The sequence below is a fragment of the Streptosporangium sp. DT93 genome (assembly GCF_049844535.1).
GTDB lineage: Bacteria > Actinomycetota > Actinomycetes > Streptosporangiales > Streptosporangiaceae > Streptosporangium.
Genome location: NZ_JBNCLF010000001.1, coordinates 1 through 20,588 on the forward strand (window position 1 = coordinate 1; position 20,588 = coordinate 20,588).

The following is a 20,588-nucleotide window of genomic DNA, read 5'->3' on the forward strand; positions in this document are numbered from 1 at the left end:
GCACCTCCGAGGCCAGGGCGATGAACCGCGGCCTGTTGCGGGGGTCGTCGCGGTAGGCGAACTGCAGCCGGGTCGGGGGGGGGGCCCCCCCCCCCCCCCCCCCCCCTCGGCCTGTACGCCCCCCGGCCCGGACCGTCCATGGTCCGGGCCGTTCGCGGTCCGGGCCGTTCGCGGTCCGCGAGGCTCTCCGGTGCGCGCGTTTCTCCCGGCCCGCGCCACACATTCCTCACATTCAGAATTAATGTCCACGGAAAACACCGCATGTCGTGTGGCGAATACGAAGTGACCGATCGTTAGAGTGAGAAAAATGGCGCATCAGCGGAATGCGTCCGGACGGAGAAATACCAAAAGAAAAGGAAAACATTATGATGGGAACAGGCTCCTCGCGTGCCGCCCCCCGAAAAGGCGTTCGTTCCTGGCAGGCGGCGGCCCTGGCGTGCGCGGTCGCGCTGGGGTGCGTCGTCGCGACCCCGGGCACCGCCGCCGCGGCGACCCCGGTGCCGCTCGGCACCGCGGGGAACTTCGCGGTCCTGGCGGGGACGACGGTCACGAACACCGGTCCCACCGTGCTCACCGGCAATCTCGGGGTGAGCCCGGGCGCGGCCGTCACCGGCTTCCCGCCCGGCGTCGTGGTGGGCACCGTCAATGACGGTGACGCCGTCGCCGCCCAGGCCCAGACCGATCTCGTCGTCGCCTACAACGACGCCGCCGGCCAGGCCGTCGACGCCACCCTGCCCACCGAGCTGGGCGGCACCACCGTCACCCCGGGCACCTACGACTCCGCCGCCGGCACCTTCGGCATCACCGGGCAGCTCACCCTCGACGCCCAGGGAGATCCCGACGCGGTCTTCATCTTCAAGACCGCCTCCACCCTCACGACGGCCTCCGCCAGCACGGTCAACCTGATCAACGGCGCCCAGGCGTGCAACGTGTTCTGGCAGGTGGGGAGCTCGGCCACGCTGGGCACCGGCTCCGACTTCGCGGGCAACATCCTCGCGCTGACCTCGATCACCGCCACCACCGGCGTGACCGTCGACGGCCGCCTGCTGGCCCGCAACGGCGCCGTCACGCTCGACACCAACATCGTCACCCGATCCCTGTGCGCGGCCGACCCGCCGACGACGACCGCCGTCACGCTGTCCGCGGTGTGCTCCCCGACGCTGGCAGGCAGGCTCCTCGTCACCGCGACCGTCACCTCCGCGGGGCCGATCGCCCCCACCGGCCCGGTCGAGTTCTTCTCCGACGGGGTGAGCGTGGGCGCGGCCCTGCTCGACGCGGGCGGCCAGGCCACCCTGACCGTGACCGGCCTGGCGCCGGGGACCCGCGAGCTCGTGGCCACCTTCCCCGGCACGGCCCAGCTCGACCCCAGCGCCTCCGCGCCGCTGGACCTGGTGGTCGGCCCCGACGGGCTCTGCCCGGCGGCGGCGCCCGGCCGGGACGCGGAAAAGGGCGACCGCAACAGCATCAGGAACCACCAGCACGACGGGAGCGTGATCAAGCTGAGGGACCGTAAGCGCAAGCGCCACCGGACCGGGTGATCCGGGAAATCATCTCACGCGCGCGCGTCACTCGGATCGCGGGCCGGGTGCGACCGGAAAGGCCATTCTTCCCGACGTTTCACACGACAGGGGAAACCCGGGAACGGTGCCGGGAAAACGGAAAGTGAATACGCGCCCCGAAGCATCGGAAGGCACGACGTCCGGGGCGCGGCGGGGCATGCCGGCGCGCCGCGTCCCCGCCGCGTCCCCGCCGCGCCCCCGCCGAGTCCCCGTCGAGTCCTCGGCACGGGCCCCGTGCGGCCCCGTACGCCCCCCGTGCGGCCCGGTCCCCGCTTCCCCCTCCGCGCCCCCCGCACGCCCCGCTGCGCCCCACACGGCCCCGCACGCCTCTCGCGCACCCCCCGCGCACCCCCGTGCCTCCCCGTGCACCCCCGGCGCGCCTCGCACGGGACCTCGCGTGTCCCGCGGCCGACGGTCCGGGCCCCGGCGGGCGTCCCCGCGGCCTCCCGGGCGGCGGCGCCGGAGAACCGGGGACCGGATGCTGGAAAACCCCCTTCACAAGCAAGCGTTCGGAATTCAAGATCGGAAGCTTGAAAGTTTCACGACCCGCGAAAAATGTCGTCCGGATCACAGCAGCCTGACGGCGTGAGCCGTGAAACATCGGCGTAACCGGTACCACATGCCATTGACATCCCCGCCCCGGTACACAGAATCCCTTATGGGAGCGCTCCCACCCTTTCTCTCCCCCTGTTCGATCCGACTCAAAGTCACCACCAGTGGCTTCGCGTCGATCCCACCCATGGAGGCCCATTTCATGTATAGATTCCCCATCAAAGCGGGAGCGCTCCCACGCCTCCGACGGCGGGTCGCCGCTCTCGCTCTGGTCGGCCTGACGGCCGGGACGATGACCGCGCTCGCGGCCTCGCCCGCCGCCGCGGCCGTCGCCTGTGACGTGACCTACACCACCAGCGACTGGCAGGGCGGGTTCACCGCCAGCGTGGCGATCAAGAACCTGGGTGACCCGCTGACCGGCTGGACGCTCGGGTTCAACTTCCCGACGACCACGCAGAAGGTCGACCAGGGCTGGAGCGCCACCTGGGCGCAGACCGGCCAGGCCGTCACCGCCAAGAACCTGGCCTGGAACGGCAACCTGGCCACGGGCGCCTCGACCAGCGTCGGGTTCAACGGCTCCTGGTCCGGGTCCAACCCCAAGCCGACGAGCTTCACGGTCAACGGCACCACCTGTGGCGGGACCAACCCGGTCAACCAGCCGCCGACCGCGACGCTCACCGCGCCCACGGCCGGAGCCACCTTCACCGCGCCCGCCACGGTGGCGTTCACCGCGAACGCCTCCGACTCCGACGGCACGGTCGCCAAGGTCGACTTCCTCAACGGCAGCACCGTGGTGGGCACCGACACCACCGCGCCGTACTCGTACAACTGGACGAACGTCGCCGCGGGCAGCTACTCCGTCAGCGCGCGGGCGACCGACGACAAGGGCGCGACCACCACGTCCGCCCCGGCCGGGATCACCGTCTCCGGCACCTCCACCGCCGCGGTGGTCGTCACCCCGGCCACGCTCGCGGTCGCCGAGGGTGGCAACGCCGACCTGGCGGTCAAGCTCTCCAAGGCCCCGGCCTCGAACGTCACCGTGACGACCGCGAGGACGAGCGGCGACAGCGACCTGACCGTCTCCTCGGGCGCGTCGCTGACCTTCACCACGGCCAACTGGAACACCGCCCAGACGGTCAAGATCGCCGCCGCCGAGGACAGCGACCAGGCCTCCGGCAGCGCCGAGTTCACCTCGACCGCCAGTGGCCACACCGCGGGCAAGGCGACCGCCACCGAGGTCGACAACGACTCCACCGGTGGCGACAACGAGTACATCAAGCGCTTCACCACGATGTACAACAAGCTCAAGGACCCGGCGAACGGGTACTTCTCGCCGCAGGGCGTGCCCTACCACTCGGTCGAGACCTTCATGGTCGAGGCGCCGGACCACGGGCACGAGACCACCTCCGAGGCCTACAGCTACTACCTGTGGCTGGAGGCCGCCTACGGCAAGGTGACCGGCGACTGGAGCAAGTTCAACGAGGCCTGGGCCTCGATGGAGAAGTACATCATCCCGGCCCCGGCCGACCAGCCGACCAACTCCTTCTACAACCCGGCCAAGCCCGCCACGTACGCCGGCGAGTGGGACGACATCAAGCAGTACCCGTCCAAGCTGGACAACGGCGTCTCGGTCGGCGTCGACCCGATCGGCAACGAGCTGAAGAGCGCCTACGGCAACAGTGACGTCTACGGCATGCACTGGCTGCTCGACGTGGACAACACCTACGGCTTCGGCCGCTGCGGCGACGGCACCACCAAGCCCGCGTACATCAACACCTACCAGCGCGGCCCGGAGGAGTCGGTCTTCGAGACGATTCCGCAGCCGTCCTGCGACACCTTCAAGCACGGCGGCCCCAACGGCTTCCTCGACCTGTTCACCGGGGACAGCTCCTACACCAAGCAGTGGAAGTACACCAACGCCCCCGACGCCGACGCCCGCGCCGTCCAGGTCGCCTACTGGGCGCACACCTGGGCCAAGGAGCAGGGCAAGGAGACGCAGGTCTCGGCCACCGTCTCCAAGGCCGCGAAGATGGGCGACTACCTGCGCTACTCCCTGTTCGACAAGTACTTCAAGAAGCAGGGGTGCACCAGCACCTCCTGCCCGGCCGGCACCGGCAAGGACAGCGCGTCCTACCTGCTGAGCTGGTACTACGCATGGGGCGGCGCGAACGACACCTCCGCCGGCTGGGCCTGGAGGATCGGCTCCAGCCACAACCACTCCGGTTACCAGAACCCGATGGCCGCCTGGGCGCTGTCCAGCGTGGACGTGCTCAAGCCCAAGGGCACGACCGCGGTGCAGGACTGGACGACCAGCACCAAGCGTCAGCTGGAGTTCTACCGCTGGCTCCAGTCGACCGAGGGCGCGATCGCCGGTGGCGCCACCAACAGCTGGCAGGGTCACTACGCGGCCCCGCCGTCGACGCTGCCGACCTTCTACGGCATGGCCTACGACTGGCAGCCGGTCTACCACGACCCGCCGTCCAACCAGTGGTTCGGCTTCCAGGCCTGGTCGATGGAGCGGGTCGCGGAGCTGTACTACGCGACCGGCAACGCCGACGCCAAGCTCGTGCTGGACAAGTGGGTCAAGTGGGCCACCGACAACACCACGATCAACGCCGACGGGACCTACCAGATCCCCTCGACGCTGGTGTGGACCGGCCAGCCCGACACCTGGAACCCGACCAGCCCCAGCTCCAACGCCGGCCTGCACGTCAGCATCCGTGACTACACCACCGACGTGGGTGTGGCGGGTTCCTACGCCAAGGTCCTGATGTACTACGCGGCCAAGTCCGGTAACGCCACCGCCAAGAACGTGGCCAAGGGCCTGCTCGACGGTCTGTGGAAGAACAACCAGGACGCCAAGGGCGTCTCGGTCACCGAGACCAAGGCCGACTACAGCCGTCTCAACGACCCGGTCTACGTGCCCCCGGGCTGGACCGGCAAGATGCCCAACGGCGACGTGATCAACTCCGACTCGACCTTCCTGTCGATCCGGTCCTTCTACAAGAACGACCCCGACTGGCCGAAGGTGGACGCCTTCCTGAAGGGCACCGGGCCCGCCCCGTCCTTCAACTACCACCGCTTCTGGGCGCAGGTCGACGTCGCCGTCGCCCTGGCCGAGTACGGCCGGCTCTTCCCCTGATGAAACGCCCGGCGGGTCCGGCTCCTCGTGAGCCGGGTCCGCCGGACCGGCTCCACCTCCCCAAGACCTCGGGGCGTGACGGCATCCCTGACCTGCTGTCACGCCCCGAGCACCACCTGCGAGAGGCACCCCCCATGAAGAAGACCCTGGCGGCGTTCGCGCTGCTGGCGCTGGCCGCCGTGCCGGTGCCGGCCGCCGCCCAGGCAGCCGCTCAGACCACCGTCCGGGCCGCCGCTCCCGCCTTCGCGTACGGCGAGGCGCTGCAGAAGTCCATCTGGTTCTACGAGGCCCAGCAGGCGGGGAAACTGCCGAGCTGGAACCGCGTCGGATGGCGCGGCGACTCCGCGCTGACCGACGGCCAGGACGTCGGGCTCGACCTGACCGGCGGCTGGTACGACGCGGGCGACCACGTGAAGTTCGGCCTGCCGATGGCGGCCAGCGCGACGATGCTGGCCTGGGGCGCGGTGGAGTACCGGGACGCGTACGCCTCCTCGGGGCAGCTCACCCACCTGCTGAACAACCTCAAGTTCGTCAACGACTACTTCATCAAGGCCCACCCGTCGGCCAACGTGCTCTACGGGCAGGTCGGCAACGGCGGCAAGGACCACGCCTGGTGGGGCCCGGCCGAGGCCATGCAGATGGAACGGCCCTCGTACAAGATCGACGCCACCTGTGGCGGATCGGACCTGGCCGGGGAGACGGCGGCGGCGATGGCCGCCTCCTCGATCGTCTTCCGCCCGACGAACCCGGCCTACGCCGACACCCTGCTCACGCACGCCAAGCAGCTCTACACCTTCGCCGACACCGTGCGGAAGAGTTACAGCGACTGCATCACCGACGCCGCCGGGTACTACCGGTCCTGGAGCGGCTTCAACGACGAGCTGGTCTGGGGCGCGATCTGGCTGCACCGGGCCACCCAGGACGCCTCCTACCTGGCCAAGGCCGAGGCGTACTACGACAACCTCGGTACCGAGCCGCAGTCCACCATCAAGTCCTACAAGTGGACGATCGCCTGGGACGACAAGTCCTACGGCGCCTACGTGCTCCTGCACAAGCTGACCGGCAAGCAGCGCTACCTCGACGACGCCAACCGCTGGCTGGACTACTGGACGGTCGGGGTCAACGGGCAGCGGATCCGCTACTCCCCGGGCGGCCAGGCGGTCCTGGACCGGTGGGGGTCGCTGCGCTACGCGGCCAACACCTCGTTCGCGGCGCTGGTCCACTCGGACTCGATCACCGACGCGACGCGTAAGGCGCGCTACCACGACTTCGCGGTCCGGCAGGTCAACTACGCGCTCGGCGACAACCCGCGCAACTCCTCGTACATGATCGGGTTCGGCGCCAACCCGCCGAAGAACCCGCACCACCGCACCGCGCACGGCTCGTGGACCGACCAGATGACCAACCCGGTCGAGACCCGCCACACCCTGTACGGCGCCCTCGTCGGCGGCCCGCCCGACCCGGACGACAAGTACACGGACAAGCGCGACGACTACGTGATGAACGAGGTCGCCACCGACTACAACGCGGGCTTCACCAGCGCCCTGGCCCGCCTCTACAAGGAGTACGGCGGCGCCCCCGCCGCGAACTTCCCCGTCGCCGAGACCCCCGACGGCCCGGAGATCTTCATCGAGGCCGGGGTGAACGCCACCGGCTCGACGTTCACCGAGATCAAGGCGATCGTCAGGAACCAGTCGGCCTGGCCGGCCCGCCAGCTCACCGACGGCTCGTTCCGCTACTACTTCACCCTCGACGGCGACACGACCGCGAGCCAGGTCACGGTGACGTCGGCCTACAACCAGTGCAAGGCGCCGACCGGCCCGACCCTGCTGTCCGGGAAGACCTACTACGTCACGATCGACTGCTCGAACACCTCGATCGCCCCGGCCGGCCAGTCGCAGCACCGGCGCGAGGTGCAGTTCCGCCTCGCGAGCACCGGCACGTGGGACCCGTCCAACGACTGGTCGTACACGGGTGTCGTCACCACTCCGGGCGCGACCCCGGTGCGGGTGCAGAACATGACGGTCTACTCGGGCACGACGAAGATCTGGGGCAACCCGCCCGGTGACGCGCCCGAGGACACCGTGGCGCCGTCGCGGCCGGGCAAGCCCGCCGTCTCCGCGATCACCGCGAGCGGCGCGACCCTGACCTGGACGGCCTCCACCGACAACGTGGGCGTCGCCGGCTACGACGTCTACCGGGGCACCACCAAGGTCGCCACCTCCACCGGCACCACCCACACCCTCACCGGCCTCACCCCGGCCACCGCCTACACCGTGTCCGTGATCGCCAGGGACGCGGCGGGCAACTCCTCCACCGCCTCCGAGAGCACCGCGTTCACCACGACGGCCGCCCCGGAGGAGGACACCGTGGCGCCGTCGCGGCCGGGCAAGCCCGCCGTCTCCGCGATCACCGCGAGCGGCGCGACCCTGACCTGGACGGCCTCCACCGACAACGTGGGCGTCGCCGGCTACGACGTCTACCGGGGCACCACCAAGGTCGCCACCTCCACCGGCACCACCCACACCCTCACCGGCCTCACCCCGGCCACCGCCTACACCGTGTCCGTGATCGCCAGGGACGCGGCGGGCAACTCCTCCACCGCCTCCGAGAGCACCGCGTTCACCACGACGACGGCACCGACCGGCGGCTGCACCGCGACCTACAAGGTCGGCAGCAGCTGGCAGGGCGCCTTCCAGGGCGAGGTGACCGTCAAGAACGAGGGCACCTCGGCGATCACCGGCTGGACGGTGACCTGGAGGTTCCCCAACGGCCAGACGATCAGCCAGCTCTGGGGCGGCTCGCACACCCAGACGGGAGCGGACGTGTCGGTCAGGAACGCGAACTGGAACGGCGCTCTCGCCCCGAACGCCTCGACGTCGTTCGGCTTCACCGCGAGCCAGACCGGCACCAACGGCGTCCCCACGCCGGTGGCCTGCACCACCGGCTGAGCTCCGGCCCGCGGTGTCACCCGTCGCGGGCCGGGACCTCGCCTTCCCAGGCCCCGGCCCGACGACCCGCACCGCGGGCCGGGATTCCGTCCCCCCACGATCCCGGTGACCGGGATCGTGGGCCGGGATTCCGCCCCAGAACCCCGGAGGCGGCCCTCGCAAGCCGCCTCCTCAGCGCTCCGGCCGGGCGCGACGACCCCTCCGCCCGGCCGGGCACTTCTCTCCCGAGGTAGGTCATGCGAACACGACTGGCGCTGCTCGCGGCGCTCCTTCTCTCATTCCTCGTCCCGATCTCGATGTCCACCGCCCACGCCGCCGTCGGCCTGCACCTCAGCGGCACGAAGATCGTCGAAGGCGACGGGACCCCGTTCGTGATGCGGGGCACCAGCCACGCGCACACCTGGTACGCGAGCCAGACCGGTTCGTTCGCCGACATCAAGTCGCTCGGCGCGAACGCCGTCCGCGTGGTCCTCAGCGGTGGCCGGTGGACCGCCAACAACGCCGCCGACGTGACGAACGTGGTCTCGCTCTGCAAGCAGAACAAGCTCATCTGCGTGCTGGAGAACCACGACACCACCGGCTACGGCGAGCAGAGCGGCGCCTACACCCTCGACCAGGCCGTGGACTACTGGCTGAGCGTCAAGAGCGCGCTCGTCGGCCAGGAGGACTACGTCGTCATCAACATCGGCAACGAGCCGATCGGCAACAACGCCACCACCCCGAACTGGACCCAGGCCACCTCGGCGGCCATCGCCCGGATGCGCGGCAACGGGTTCCAGCACCTGCTGATGGTGGACGCCCCCAACTGGGGCCAGGACTGGTCCTTCACCATGCGCGACAACGCGGCGACCGTCTTCGCCGCCGACCCGCAGCGCAACACGGTCTTCTCCGTGCACATGTACGGGGTGTTCGACACGGCCGCCGAGGTCACCTCCTACCTGCAGGCGTTCCAGACCGCCGGCCTGCCGCTGGTGATCGGCGAGTTCGGCTTCAACCACTCCGACGGCAACCCCGACGAGGACACGATCATGTCCGAGGCGCAGGCCAGGGGCATCGGCTACTTCGGCTGGTCGTGGAGCGGCAACGGCGGCGGCGTCGAGTACCTGGACCAGGTGACCAACTTCAACGTCGCCAACCTCACCCCCTGGGGTGAGCGGCTCTTCAACGGGGCGAACGGCATCGCGCAGACCGCGGTCCAGGCAAAGATCTTCGGCGGTACGGGCACTCCCGACACGCAGGCGCCGACCAGGCCGGGCACCCCGGTGGCCTCGCAGGTCACCTCGACCGGGGCGCGCCTGACCTGGACCGCCTCCACCGACGACCGCGCCGTGACCGGCTACGACGTCTACCGCGGCACCACCAAACTCGGCTCCTCCACCACCACCTCCATCACCCTGAGCGGCCTGTCGGCCCAGACCGCCTACACCCTCCACGTCGTGGCCCGCGACGCCGCAGGCAACACCTCCACCGCCTCGGCCACCACCACCTTCACCACCACCTCCACCCCGCCCAGCGGCTGCACCTCCACCTACCGCACCGCAAGCTCCTGGCAGGGCGGCTTCCAGGGCGAGATCACCGTCACCTGCACCGCCGCCGTCACCACCTGGAAGAGCGTCCTGACCTACCCCGCCGGGGTCAACATCACCCAAAGCTGGAGCTCCACCCTCTCGGCCACCGCCCCCGTCTTCACCTTCACCAACGCCCCCTGGAACGGCTCCATCCCCGCCGGAGGATCCACCACCTTCGGCTTCATCGGCTCCTGGAACGGCACCGGCACCCCACCCACCCCCACCCTCTCCTGACCGCCGCCTGAGGGTCGCCGTCGGCGCGCCCTGCGCGGGTCCCCCGGGTCCCGCACGGGGCGCGTCCCGGCACCCTCGTACGGAGTGCGTCCCGGCAACGGCCCGCTCCCGGCGCCGGCGCCGGCGCTGACTCCGGCTCCGGGAAAAGACCACGTGCCGTGAACCCTCCACGGACCGGTCCCCCTCGCTACGACGAGCCCGCCTCGATGCCGTGTCCCTGCAGCTCGGCGATCATCCAGCGGGAGAGGCGCACGTGCCCGAGGAGCGTGGGATGGACGCCGTCGGGCAGGACCGCCCCTTTGCCCCAGCCCCGGCCGTGCGTGTCGAGGACGTCGAGGGGATCGAGGAAGGGCGCCTCCAGCCGTTCGGCCGCGATCGCGACGGCGTCCCTGATCCGGTAGGCCCACGGCGGCGCCTTGGCCATCCAGATCGGGCCGACCACCACGACGCCGGTACCCGGCCACCGCCGCCGGATCGACCCCACCAGCCGGACGACCGCGGCCTCGATCCTGGCGGCCCCGATCCGGCGGTCGTTCCGCCCGCCGGAGACGATCACCAGGTCGGGTGCGGGACGCCAGGCGAGTTCCTCGTCGAAGGAACGCTGGAAGGTCCGTCCCACCCTGCCGGGGTTGACGTAGCCCGTCCCGGCGGCACCGGCCGTGACGAGCTGCCAGCCCAGCTGACGGGAGACGCCGGCGGCGTAGCCGTTCCACCCTCGCACCGGGCCGGAGCCGACCGTGAAGCTGTCACCGATGACCATGACGAGCGGGGCCCGGGTGGGCGGCAGGGTCAGGGCCGGGGAGGGGTGCGGCGTGCCGCCCCCCGCGGGCACGGCGACGCCCCCGGGGCTGCATCCCGGGACGAGGCAGGAGATCGCTACGAGAAGCACGACCGCGGACGCCCACGGTCGTGTGTGTACGGGCGCGCGCATGCCACCTCGGGAAACGTCGGACTGCCGACATGATTGCAGATGTCCGCCGTGGCCGGGGCGGAAGCCCGAAAGGCCGGGCCCGCCGTCACGGTCTCCTCACCGGGGCCCGCCCCGTCACGCTGTCCGGCTCCCCCGAGCCCGCTCCGTCACGACACCCACCCGGGTCCTCCCGCCGTCACGGTGCCCGGTTTCCCGTGCCCGCCCCCGTCACGGCCTCCCGCTCGTCCGTGTCTGTCCGATGTCACGGCCTCCTGCTCACCCGGATCTCCCCCACGGGACGCCCCCCGCCGAGCAGGACGCCCGTGGCGAGCTCGTCGAGCTCGGGACCCTCGAACCCCAGGGCGGCCAGGGCCGCGACGGTGACCGGGACCCGGGCGCGCTGGCCCCCGTCCTCGATCTTGACGGCTCCCGAACGCCCGTCGGCGAACACGAAGGCGTCGAAGGCCTCCGCCCCGGCCTTGACCATCAGCCCGGGGACGGCCCGCATCAACCGGGCCTCGGGACGGGTGGTGCCCGACGTCCACTCGGGATGAGCCCGGAAGGCGTCCGCGACGCGGCGCTCCGGGGTGCCCTCCTCCGCCCGGACGAGGGCACGGAACGCCCTGACGACACCCAGCATCGAGACGAAGGACAGGGGGGCGCCGCAGCCGTCCACCCCTCCGGCGGCGACGCGCTCACCGGTCAGCTCCTCGATCGTGGCGCGGACGGCCCGCTGCAGCGGGTGGGCGGGGTCGAGGTAGGTCTCCAGCGGCCAGCCGTTGAGCGCGCAGGTGGCGACCATCGCCGCGTGCTTGCCCGAGCAGTTCATGTGGACCCTGGCGCGGCCCCCTCCGGAGCGCAGCACCTCGTCGCGGGAGGCGACGTCCTCCGGCAGGTCCTCCGGGCAGCGCAGCGCGCCCTCCTCCAGGCCCGCCCCGGCCAGGATCCTCCGTACCCCGTCCACGTGGAACGGCTCGCCCGCGTGGCTCGCGCACGCCAGCGCCAGCGACTCCCCCTCCAGGGCGAGCCCGGCGCGGACCATGGCGAGCGCCTGCAGGGGCTTCATCGCCGAACGCGGCGAGACCAGGGCGTCCACCTCCCCGTGCACCCTCACCGGGGATCCGTCGGCGGCGACGGCGAGCATCCGTGCCCGGTGGGTCGACTCCACGAACCCCGAGCGGACGACCTCGACGAGCAACGACTCAGCGGGCACTTCTTCTCCTTCCGGCCGGAGCCGAGGGACTCCGGGGGGCACGGGATGATGGGGGGCATGCGTGCTGTGGTGCAGCGGGTGAGTTCCGCGTCGGTGACGGTGGACGGAGTGACGGTCGGGGCCGTCGACGAGCCCGGGCTGCTGGTCCTGGTCGGCGTGACCCACACCGACACCCCGGCGGAGGCGTCCCGGCTCGCCGCCAAGCTCTGGGGGCTGCGGATCCTCTCCGGCGAGAGATCCTGCTCCGACGTCGGCGCGCCGCTGCTGGTGGTCAGCCAGTTCACCCTGTACGGCGACGCCCGCAAGGGGCGCCGCCCCACCTGGCAGGCGGCCGCGCCCGGCCCGGTGGCCGAGCCGCTCGTCGAGGCCGTCTGCGCCGCGCTCCGCGAGCTGGGCGCCCGGGTGGGGACGGGGGTGTTCGGCGCGGACATGAAGGTCTCCCTGACCAACGACGGGCCGATCACCCTGATCCTGGAGGTCTGAACCACCCCGGCCGGGCCGTCCTGTCCCGCCCCGGCCCGCTCCGGCACGCCCCGGCCGGGCGGGATCGGCACGAACGGGATCGGGACGCCCCGGCCGTCGTACGGTCAGCGGATGCGGCGGCGGAGGGCCGGGTCGATCGTGACGTTGCGCCCGGCGTCCGGCGGCACCACGACCTCCTGGGAGGCGGCCACTCCCTGTGCCTCCAGCGTGGCGTCCACCGGCACGGTCCTCTTGATCACGGCCAGCGCGACCGGCCCGAGCTCGTGGTGGCGCGCGGAGCTGCCGACGGAGCCGACCTCCGCGCCGTCGTGGGTCACGGGAGCACCGTGCCTGGGCAGGGTGTCGACGCTGCCGTCCAGGTGCAGGAAGACCAGGCGCCGTGGCGGGTGACCCAGGTTGTGGACCCGCGCCACGGTCTCCTGGCCCTTGTAGCAGCCCTTGCTGAGGTGCAGGGCCGTGCCGATCCAGCCCACCTCGTGCGGGATCGTCTTGTGGTCGGTCTCGAAGCCCAGGCGGGGACGGTGCTCCTCGATCCGCAGCGCCTCGTACGCCCAGAGCCCTGCCAGGCCCAGCCCGATCCCGGCCGCCAGCAGCTCGCGCGGCAGCAGGACGTCCCGCCCGACGGCGATGGCCCCCTCGGGCAGCACGGGGCGCGCCTCGTCGCCCACGGAGACGACGGCGTAGCGGTCGCTGACGTCGGTGACCTCGACCCGCAGCATGAACCGCATCCTGTCGAGGAAGCCGGCCAGCGCGGCGCCGGTGCCCGGCTCGACATGGGCCCACACGGCCTCGCCGTCGTCGACGAGCACGAGGTGGTGCTCCACCCGGCCCTGGGCGTCCAGCAGCAGCGTCTCGGTCGGCCGCCCCGGGGGCAGGTCGTCGAGTTTCTGCGAGGTCAGGCTGTTGAGCCAGCTCAGACGGTCGGGTCCGGCGATCCGGACGACCTCGCGGTTGCTCCGGTCGACCATCGCCTCCCCGGCGAGCAGCGCGCGCTGCTCGGCGAAGAGATCGCCGTAGTGTCCGGCGACGTCGGCGTCGGGGGCCTCGGCCGCCACCGCGCCGGGAGTGTCCAGCAGAGGGCTTCGCATGGCTCCAGCCTACGAGGCCCCGCCGACCACGCCGGCGGCGGCTCAGCGGCAGTTGCGGCAGCGACCGAAGATCGTCAGATGGTGCACGTCGGTGGCGAACCCGAGGCGGTCGTCCAGGTGGGTGACGAAGTTCTCCACCAGGTCGGGACTGACCTCGCTGATCTCCCCGCACCCCCGGCAGACCAGGTGCACGTGCTCGGCCTCGGCCGCCAGGTGGTAGGTGGGGGCACCGTGCCCGAGATGGCTGTGGGCGACCATGCCGAGCTCCTCCAGGAGCTCCAGGGTCCGGTAGACGGTGGAGATGTTCACCCCGCGCGCGGTCTCCCGCACCCGGTTGCAGATCTCCTCGGGGGTGGCGTGCTCGCAGGCCTTGACCGCCTCAAGCACCAGCTGGCGTTGCGGAGTGACCCGGTAACCGCGTGCCCGCAGTTCCTCATGCCACGACGTCTCGGTCATGGCATGAGTCTAAGAGCACCGGGGCCCTGTTCGTGGCCGCGATCACCGTATCCCCGGCCCTCGCCCCCGGCTCCGCGAACGGCCCCGCGACCGGCCCCGCGACCGGCCTTCGTGAACGGCTTCCTGAACGGCTTCCTGAACGGCTCTGTGAACGGCTCTGTGAACGGTCCGGTGACCGGTGGTGCCGACGGCCCGCGACCGGCTCGGCGGGCGGTCTCCCACCCGGTCTCACGGGCGAGACGAGCACCCCCGCGGGGAACGGCGAACGAGCCAGGACGGTCGTGGAGCGCGGAGGACGGCCTGGTCGGAGGCGGGTCGCGGAAGCCGCACGGCCGGGACGAATATTTATTTGCCCTCGGGCCGTGGATTTCATAACGTACAGGCACGCCGAAAGGAGGTGGTCCGAACAATGGTTGATCATAGTTGGGCTAGCGAGGTGGCTGTCCGCTAGGACGCCGCGACCGGACTCTGTCCGGGCGTCTGGCGACGTTCGGCGAATCCACGACAATCACCGGAACCCCGGGCCGCCGGAGGGTGGGAGTGATCCCGCCTGTAGTCCACCGGCCCTCCTGCCCGGCAGGAGGAAGTGGCCCGGGGTTCTTCCCTTTCCAGCCCCTTCCCCGCACGATCAGGCCCGGAAGCCGGGGTTGGCGCAGTGCAGCGGGCGTTCCCCGCCGAGGACCCTGACGATGTCCTCGCAGATCATCCTGGTGTGGTTGATCTCGGTGTCGTAGGTCGACGCCCCCAGGTGCGGGGTCAGCACCACGTTGTCCATGTCGGTGAGCGGGTGACCGGGCTCCAGCCACTCCCCGGCGAACCGGTCGAGACCGGCGCCCGCCAGATGCCCCGCCTTCAGCGCCCCGACCAGGGCGTTCATGTCGTACAGGTACGGGTCGGCGGTGTTGACGAAGATCGATCCGGTCTTCATCGCGGCGAACTCGGCCGCGCCGAACAGGGGGCCGGCCGACGCCGGGGCGTGTACCGAGATCACGTCGGCCTGGGCCAGCAGGACGTCGAGACCGTACCGGTTCTCCCGCGCCTCGGGGTCGTACACCATGACGCGCATCCCCAGCCCCTTCATCCGCCACGCCACCGCGCGGCCGACGACCCCGTGGCCGATCAGGCCGACGGTCCGGCCCGCGAGCTCCCAGGCGCGGTGCCGGTGGGGGGAGACGGTGCCCTGCCGGATCTCCCGGTCGCCGACCGCCACCCGGCGGGTCACCGCGAGGATCAGCGCGAGGGTGAGCTCGGCGACCGCGTCGGCGTCACGCCCGGGGGCGCAGACGACGGGGATGCCCCTGCGGGTGGCCGCCGGGAGGTCCACGTTCTCCGCGTCGCCGCGGGCGCAGCCCACCACCAGCAGCGGATGCTCCAGGACCGGGCCGGCCACCTCGTCGGACTCGGTGACGAGGATGCGCGCTCCGGTGTCCGCGAGCTGGCGGGCGAGGTCGTCCGCCCGGTGGGGGCGGTGCTCGACCGGGTCGTAGTGGACGTCGACGAGTTCCCTCAGACGGTTCCATTCCGGACCCCGCATGGGCGCCAGTACGAGTGCTCGTGGCTTCACCGAACCTCCCTGTTTCAGGAAATTTTGGTATTTGGGAGCTTTCCACGAACCTCCCGCACGGTCTCGGCAGTGACCCGACCGTCATCAAGCTCGCACCGGCCCGTCACGGGAACGCCGGACGCAGCCAGTTCCAAGGAGATCACAAGAGCCCCCGCCCATGATGGCGACGCACGATCACCGACGAACGGAGAACGGCCATGTTCCGGTCACTCACCCGCGTGGCGCTCGGCGGCGCGCTGCTCGCGGGGACACTCCTCACGGGCGCCGCCGCCCACGCCGACGACCCCGCGCCCAACGTGCGGGTCTCCCTGCTCAGCGTCGTCGCGTACGAACTGGAGGAGAGCGGGCACGACGAGATCTACGTGATCGCCCAGAAGGACAGGACGGTGAAGCGGGTCTTCCCGTACAACGGGAACGACCTGTCGGTCGCGCGGTTCGACTGCGTCCACGTCGCCGGGGACGCCTGCCCCGAGGGCACCAGGACCAGGTCGGTGAACTCGGGCTCGGCGACCTTTCCCGCCGACGGCAGGCTCCTGATGGTCGCGCTCATGGAGGACGACCTCGCGGGCGACGACGTGCTGATCAACGTGCCGCTCTGGCCGACGCCGATCAGCGAGACGCAGTACCACCCCCACGAGGCGAACATCAACGGCTACCACTACCGGTTCGTCTTCCGCCTCGAGCCCACCTACGCCTGACGGAGGATCACATGCGCACCACCCTGTCCAGAATCGCCGCCACGGCCGCCGCGCTGTCGCTGGCCACGTTCCTCGCCACCCCCGCCGGGGCCGTCGCGGCCGATCCCGGCGAGCGGAAGGTCCGGCTGACGTCCGGCGCGCCCCTCGCGGGTGAGCTCGTCCTGGTCCTCGGCTCCCTGGAGGCGTTCGACCTGGAGGAGAGCGGCCAGGACGAGGTCCGCGTCGAGCTCAAGGAGAACGGCGGCACGTACTACATGTGGCCCACCAACGGCAAGGAGGCCGAGACCAGGCTCGGGTACTGCTGGACCTGGACGAGTGCCGCCGCCAAGTGCTCGGGAGGCACCCGGAGGTCCGCCGGGCCGTACACCCGGCTGACCGTCGCGCCGGGGGCCTCGTTCACCATCGAGGTCTGGGAGGACGACCACATCGGCGACGACCTGCTGCTCAGCATCCCGGTGATCTCCAACGGCGGCCCCCAGGAGATCGAGGGCAGGTCCACCTCCGGCAAGGGGTTCAGCTACGGCCTCTCCGCCCGCATCGAGGTCGCCTCCTGAGGGACCCCGCGGGCGGGACCGCACCCGGCGCCACCGGAACGGGGCGGGGGTCCGGCGGTCAGTGCTCGCCGCGGGCGGGGACGCCGAGCGCCTCGCACGCCTCGCGGTAGAGGCGGACGACCTCGGCGCGGACCTGCGCCCGCTCGGTCAGCGTGGTGCTCCACGGGACCCGGACGGTGACCTCCCGCCCGCCGACCACGGCGGCGAACTCGATCGCCTCGGCGTCGACGCCGGTCGTCGTCGCGGCGGTGGCCTCGGGCTGCCCGCCCAGGCTCCGGCAGATCAGCAGGGCGTCGCCGGCGTGGTCGTCGTTCATGTGACGCCTGATCGCCTCGACCGCTTCGGGGGTGAAGGGAGTGCTCATCCCCGAGAGCCTAACGGCGGGCGATCCCGAGGACGGCGGGGAGTTCGGGACAGGGCGGGAGGCCCGGGACGGCGGAGAGCCCGGACGCGGCAGGGAGCCCGGACACGATCTCTTGCGGATAATCCGCGAGCGAAACGATTGGTAGTCTGGACGACATGATCGCCATGGCAGTCGCCCGCACCGAGCCGGACCTGTCGTTCCTGCTGGACCACACCGGCCACGTCCTGAGAACCCGGATGGCGGCGGCGCTCGCCGAGATCGGGCTGACCCCGCGCATGCACTGCGTGCTGTTCCACGCCCTGGAGGAGGAGCGCACCCAGATCCAGCTCGCCGAGATCGGCGACATGGACAAGACCACGATGGTCGTCACGGTCGACGCCCTGGAGAAGGCCGGGCTCGCCGAGCGCCGTCCGTCCCGTACGGACCGGCGGGCGCGGATCGTCGTGGTCACCGAGAAGGGCGCGCGGACCGCGCGGCGGAGCCAGGAGATCGTCGACGGCGTGCACCGGGCGGCCCTGGACGCCCTGCCCGCCGACGAGGCCGAGGTGCTGGTGAGGGCCATGAGACGGCTGGCGGAGGGACACCTGGCCACTCCGGTCGAGTCCCCGCAGGCGGCCCGGAGGGCACGGCAGAGCACGAAGTAGATCCGACAGGGATCGTCTACAACAAAACTATCTGTTACGGTCTCTCCTATTCCCTATCGGACAGGAGACGACCGTGTCATCCACCGCCCCTCCCCCCGCGACCTCGCCGCCCGACGCGAGCCGATCACGCTGGACGGCGCTCGCCGTGCTCTCGGCCGCGATGCTGATGACGATCCTGGACGGCAGCATCGTCACCGTGGCGATGTCGGCCATCCAGCGCGACCTCGGCTTCTCGCCCGCCGGGCTGAGCTGGACCGTGAACGCGTACCTGATCGCCTTCGGCGGGCTGCTCCTGCTGGCCGGGCGGCTGGGGGACCTGGTGGGCCGCAGGACCATGTTCCTGGCGGGCAACGCGGTCTTCACCGCCGCGTCCCTGCTGGCCGGAGCCGCCGACGGGCCCGGCCTGCTGATCGGCGCCCGGTTCCTGCAGGGCGCCGGCAGCGCCATGGCCTCCTCGGTCGTCCTGGGTATCCTGGTGACGCTGTTCACCGAGCCGCGCGAGCGCGCCAGGGCGATCGGGTTCTTCAGCTTCACCGGCGCCGCCGGGGCCTCGATCGGCCAGGTGCTGGGCGGGGTCCTCACCGACGCGCTGAGCTGGCACTGGATCTTCTTCGTCAACCTGCCGATCGGGCTGGCCACGATCGCGGTGGCGATCCGGGTGCTGCCGCACGACCGGGGGATCGGCTTCACCGCCGGGGCCGACGCGCTCGGCGCCGTACTGGTCACCGGCGGGCTGACGCTGGGCATCTACACCGTGGTCCAGGTCGAGCGGTACGGCTGGATCGCGGCGCACACCCTCGGCCTCGGCGCGCTCTCGCTCGCCCTGCTGGCCGCGTTCTTCGCCCGCCAGGCGACCGCCAGGACCCCGCTGATGCCGCTGCGGATCCTCCGCTCGCGCAACGTCGTGGGCGCCAACCTCGTGCAGATGCTGACGCTCTCGGCCATGTTCGCCTTCCAGATCCTCGTCGCGCTCCACCTGCAGAAGGTCCTCGGCTACGGCGCGCTCGGCACCGGTATGGCGATGCTGCCCGCGGCGGTCTGCATCGGCGGCGTGTCCCTGTTCGTCTCCGCCCGGCTCAACACCCGCTTCGGCGAGCGCGCGGTGCTGATGGCGGGCCTGGCGCTGCTGGCCGGGGCGATGGGCCGGCTCAGCCGGATTCCCGTGGACGCGGACTACGTCACCGACCTGCTCCCGGTGATGCTGCTCGTCGCCGGCGGCGGACTGGTGCTGCCCGCGCTGACCTCGCTCGGCATGTCCGGCGCCCGGCCCGACGACGCGGGCCTGACGTCGGGGCTGTTCAACACCACCCAGCAGATCGGCATGGCCGCAGGTGTGGCGGTGCTGTCCACGCTGGCCGCCTCGCGCACCGGGGAGCTGCTGGCCGCCGGTCAGAGCCAGGCGGCCGCGCTGACCGGGGGCTACCGCCTGGCCTTCTCCGTCTCCGGGGCCCTGCTGCTGGCCGGCATCGCGGTCGCGTTCGTCACGCTCCGAAGGCCGGGCACGACCGGGGAGGGCGACGGATCGGCTCTCAGGCCCGATCGGCCGTAGGAGCCGGGCGGTCGTAAGAGCCGGGCGGTCGTAAGAGCCGGGCGGTCGTGAAAGCTGGCCGGTCGTAAGAGCCGGGCGGTTCCGGGAGCCGGTAGGCCCCCGGGGCGGATCAGCCCTCGGGGACGAAGTCGCCCACCCGCTTGAGCTCGGCCGAGATGTGCGACTGGAGCGGCTGTCCCATCGCCGCCATGTCGTAGGCCCACATCAGGTTGCCGTTGACCAGGCCGTACAGGCGGTGGCCCGCCGTGTACTCCTTGGCGGTCGCGGTGCGGGCCACCACGTCGGTCTGAAGCTCGATCTTGTGGAAGACCACCTCCCCGACGTAGATCTCCACGATGCCCGTGGGGTGGGACAGGCACACCTCCAGCTGCCGCCCGGGAAGCTGGCGCCAGAAACCGGTCTCGGTGCCCAGCGGGCGGACCTTGGCGCCCGCCTCGTCGAGCAGCCAGGTGCGGCTGGTGTAGGTCAGGAACGGCTTGCCGTTGTGACCGAAGACGATCTCCTGGCCGAAGGTGAAGCTCTCGATCGTCGGGTATCCCCCGACTCCGGCGCCCTCCCACCTGCCCACGAGGAAGGCGATCGGCTCAAGATCGGGATGAAGTTCGGGAACGTCCATGGGTCCGAGCCTAGGGCCGCCCCGGCACGGTTCGCGCCCGCCGGGCGGACCCGCATAGGCTTCCCGCATGGCACGATCTCTGGTGATCAAGGTGACCGCGGGCGAGGACGCACCCGAGCGCTGCAACCAGGCGTTCACGGTGGCCGCGGCGGCGTTGGCGAGCGGGGTCCCCGTCTCGCTCTGGCTGACCGGCGAGGCGTCGTGGTTCGCCCTTCCCGGGCGGGCGGAGACGTTCTCCCTGCCGCACGCGGCCGGGCTCGGCGACCTGCTCGGCGCGGTCCTGGCCGGCGGCAGGGTGACGCTCTGCACGCAGTGCGCGGCGCGGCGGGACATCACGGTCGACGACCTGATCGAGGGGATCCGTATCGCGGGGGCCCCCACGTTCGTCGAGGAGATCCTGGGCGAGGGCGTCCAGGCCCTCGTCTACTGACCCCCGCCCACTG

At 71.4% G+C, this 20,588-nt stretch carries 17 protein-coding genes; 10 read left to right on the forward strand and 7 right to left on the reverse strand.

What is annotated here, in order from left to right; translation table 11 throughout:
* The first annotated feature begins 365 nt into the window (after nt 1-365).
* From ACLQ2R_RS00005 to ACLQ2R_RS00020, 4 genes are all read left to right on the forward strand, one after another.
* A complete protein-coding gene (locus ACLQ2R_RS00005) occupies nt 366-1,538 on the forward strand; it encodes an ice-binding family protein (protein WP_425957158.1) in 1,173 nt (390 codons plus the stop codon).
* Nucleotides 1,539-2,403: 865 nt separating this feature from the next.
* Entirely contained in the window at nt 2,404-5,253 is a 2,850-nt protein-coding gene (locus ACLQ2R_RS00010; RefSeq protein WP_425957159.1) for a glycoside hydrolase family 48 protein, read from the forward strand.
* A gap of 134 nt (nt 5,254-5,387) precedes the next feature.
* The gene (locus tag ACLQ2R_RS00015; RefSeq protein ID WP_425957160.1) at nt 5,388-8,204 is read left to right on the forward strand and encodes a glycoside hydrolase family 9 protein; all 2,817 of its coding nucleotides are present in this window, start codon (nt 5,388-5,390) and stop codon (nt 8,202-8,204) included.
* A gap of 236 nt (nt 8,205-8,440) precedes the next feature.
* The gene (locus tag ACLQ2R_RS00020; protein WP_425957161.1) at nt 8,441-10,006 is read left to right on the forward strand and encodes a cellulase family glycosylhydrolase; all 1,566 of its coding nucleotides are present in this window, start codon (nt 8,441-8,443) and stop codon (nt 10,004-10,006) included.
* A 187-nt stretch (nt 10,007-10,193) separates the two neighbouring features.
* Here the strand turns inward: ACLQ2R_RS00020 and ACLQ2R_RS00025 are convergent, their stop codons facing one another.
* Together ACLQ2R_RS00025 and ACLQ2R_RS00030 are read right to left on the reverse strand one after the other, a co-directional pair.
* Nucleotides 10,194-10,895: an SGNH/GDSL hydrolase family protein gene (locus ACLQ2R_RS00025; RefSeq protein ID WP_425957162.1), complete on the reverse strand. Its 702-nt coding sequence runs from the start codon at nt 10,893-10,895 to the stop codon at nt 10,194-10,196.
* A gap of 283 nt (nt 10,896-11,178) precedes the next feature.
* Nucleotides 11,179-12,129: an asparaginase gene (locus ACLQ2R_RS00030; RefSeq protein WP_425957163.1), complete on the reverse strand. Its 951-nt coding sequence runs from the start codon at nt 12,127-12,129 to the stop codon at nt 11,179-11,181.
* Between the two features lie 57 nt (nt 12,130-12,186).
* On the opposite strand from ACLQ2R_RS00030, the gene dtd reads away from it, so the two are divergent.
* Complete coding sequence (dtd, locus tag ACLQ2R_RS00035) at nt 12,187-12,612, forward strand: D-aminoacyl-tRNA deacylase (protein ID WP_425957164.1); 426 nt, start codon at nt 12,187-12,189, stop codon at nt 12,610-12,612.
* 104 nt (nt 12,613-12,716) lie between these two features.
* Here the strand turns inward: dtd and ACLQ2R_RS00040 are convergent, their stop codons facing one another.
* The 3 genes from ACLQ2R_RS00040 to ACLQ2R_RS00050 form a co-directional block, all read right to left on the reverse strand.
* Nucleotides 12,717-13,700, reverse strand: a complete 984-nt coding sequence (locus ACLQ2R_RS00040; protein ID WP_425957165.1) for a YgfZ/GcvT domain-containing protein — start codon at nt 13,698-13,700, stop codon at nt 12,717-12,719.
* A 42-nt stretch (nt 13,701-13,742) separates the two neighbouring features.
* Nucleotides 13,743-14,156 (reverse strand): Fur family transcriptional regulator, encoded by a 414-nt coding sequence (locus tag ACLQ2R_RS00045; protein ID WP_362807666.1) that lies wholly within the window; start codon nt 14,154-14,156, stop codon nt 13,743-13,745.
* A 628-nt stretch (nt 14,157-14,784) separates the two neighbouring features.
* Complete coding sequence (locus ACLQ2R_RS00050) at nt 14,785-15,720, reverse strand: NAD(P)-dependent oxidoreductase (protein WP_425957166.1); 936 nt, start codon at nt 15,718-15,720, stop codon at nt 14,785-14,787.
* 197 nt (nt 15,721-15,917) lie between these two features.
* Between ACLQ2R_RS00050 and ACLQ2R_RS00055 the strand changes: the two genes are divergently transcribed.
* Both ACLQ2R_RS00055 and ACLQ2R_RS00060 read left to right on the forward strand, forming a co-directional pair.
* Nucleotides 15,918-16,418: a hypothetical protein gene (locus tag ACLQ2R_RS00055; protein ID WP_425957167.1), complete on the forward strand. Its 501-nt coding sequence runs from the start codon at nt 15,918-15,920 to the stop codon at nt 16,416-16,418.
* Nucleotides 16,419-16,429: 11 nt separating this feature from the next.
* On the forward strand, nt 16,430-16,972 hold the full coding sequence (locus ACLQ2R_RS00060; RefSeq protein WP_425957168.1) for a hypothetical protein: 543 nt from the start codon (nt 16,430-16,432) through the stop codon (nt 16,970-16,972).
* 58 nt (nt 16,973-17,030) lie between these two features.
* On the opposite strand, the gene ACLQ2R_RS00065 is transcribed toward ACLQ2R_RS00060, so the two are convergent.
* The gene (locus ACLQ2R_RS00065) at nt 17,031-17,336 is read right to left on the reverse strand and encodes a DUF2470 domain-containing protein (RefSeq protein WP_425957169.1); all 306 of its coding nucleotides are present in this window, start codon (nt 17,334-17,336) and stop codon (nt 17,031-17,033) included.
* 155 nt (nt 17,337-17,491) lie between these two features.
* Between ACLQ2R_RS00065 and ACLQ2R_RS00070 the strand changes: the two genes are divergently transcribed.
* Both ACLQ2R_RS00070 and ACLQ2R_RS00075 read left to right on the forward strand, forming a co-directional pair.
* On the forward strand, nt 17,492-17,980 hold the full coding sequence (locus ACLQ2R_RS00070) for a MarR family winged helix-turn-helix transcriptional regulator (RefSeq protein WP_425957170.1): 489 nt from the start codon (nt 17,492-17,494) through the stop codon (nt 17,978-17,980).
* A gap of 73 nt (nt 17,981-18,053) precedes the next feature.
* On the forward strand, nt 18,054-19,529 hold the full coding sequence (locus tag ACLQ2R_RS00075; RefSeq protein ID WP_425957171.1) for an MFS transporter: 1,476 nt from the start codon (nt 18,054-18,056) through the stop codon (nt 19,527-19,529).
* Nucleotides 19,530-19,638: 109 nt separating this feature from the next.
* On the opposite strand, the gene ACLQ2R_RS00080 is transcribed toward ACLQ2R_RS00075, so the two are convergent.
* The gene (locus tag ACLQ2R_RS00080) at nt 19,639-20,145 is read right to left on the reverse strand and encodes an FABP family protein (protein ID WP_425957172.1); all 507 of its coding nucleotides are present in this window, start codon (nt 20,143-20,145) and stop codon (nt 19,639-19,641) included.
* Between the two features lie 67 nt (nt 20,146-20,212).
* On the opposite strand from ACLQ2R_RS00080, the gene ACLQ2R_RS00085 reads away from it, so the two are divergent.
* Nucleotides 20,213-20,575 carry a DsrE family protein gene (locus ACLQ2R_RS00085; protein ID WP_425957173.1) on the forward strand — a complete coding sequence of 121 codons (363 nt, stop codon included), beginning with the start codon at nt 20,213-20,215 and terminating at the stop codon, nt 20,573-20,575.
* The last annotated feature ends 13 nt before the right edge of the window (nt 20,576-20,588 follow it).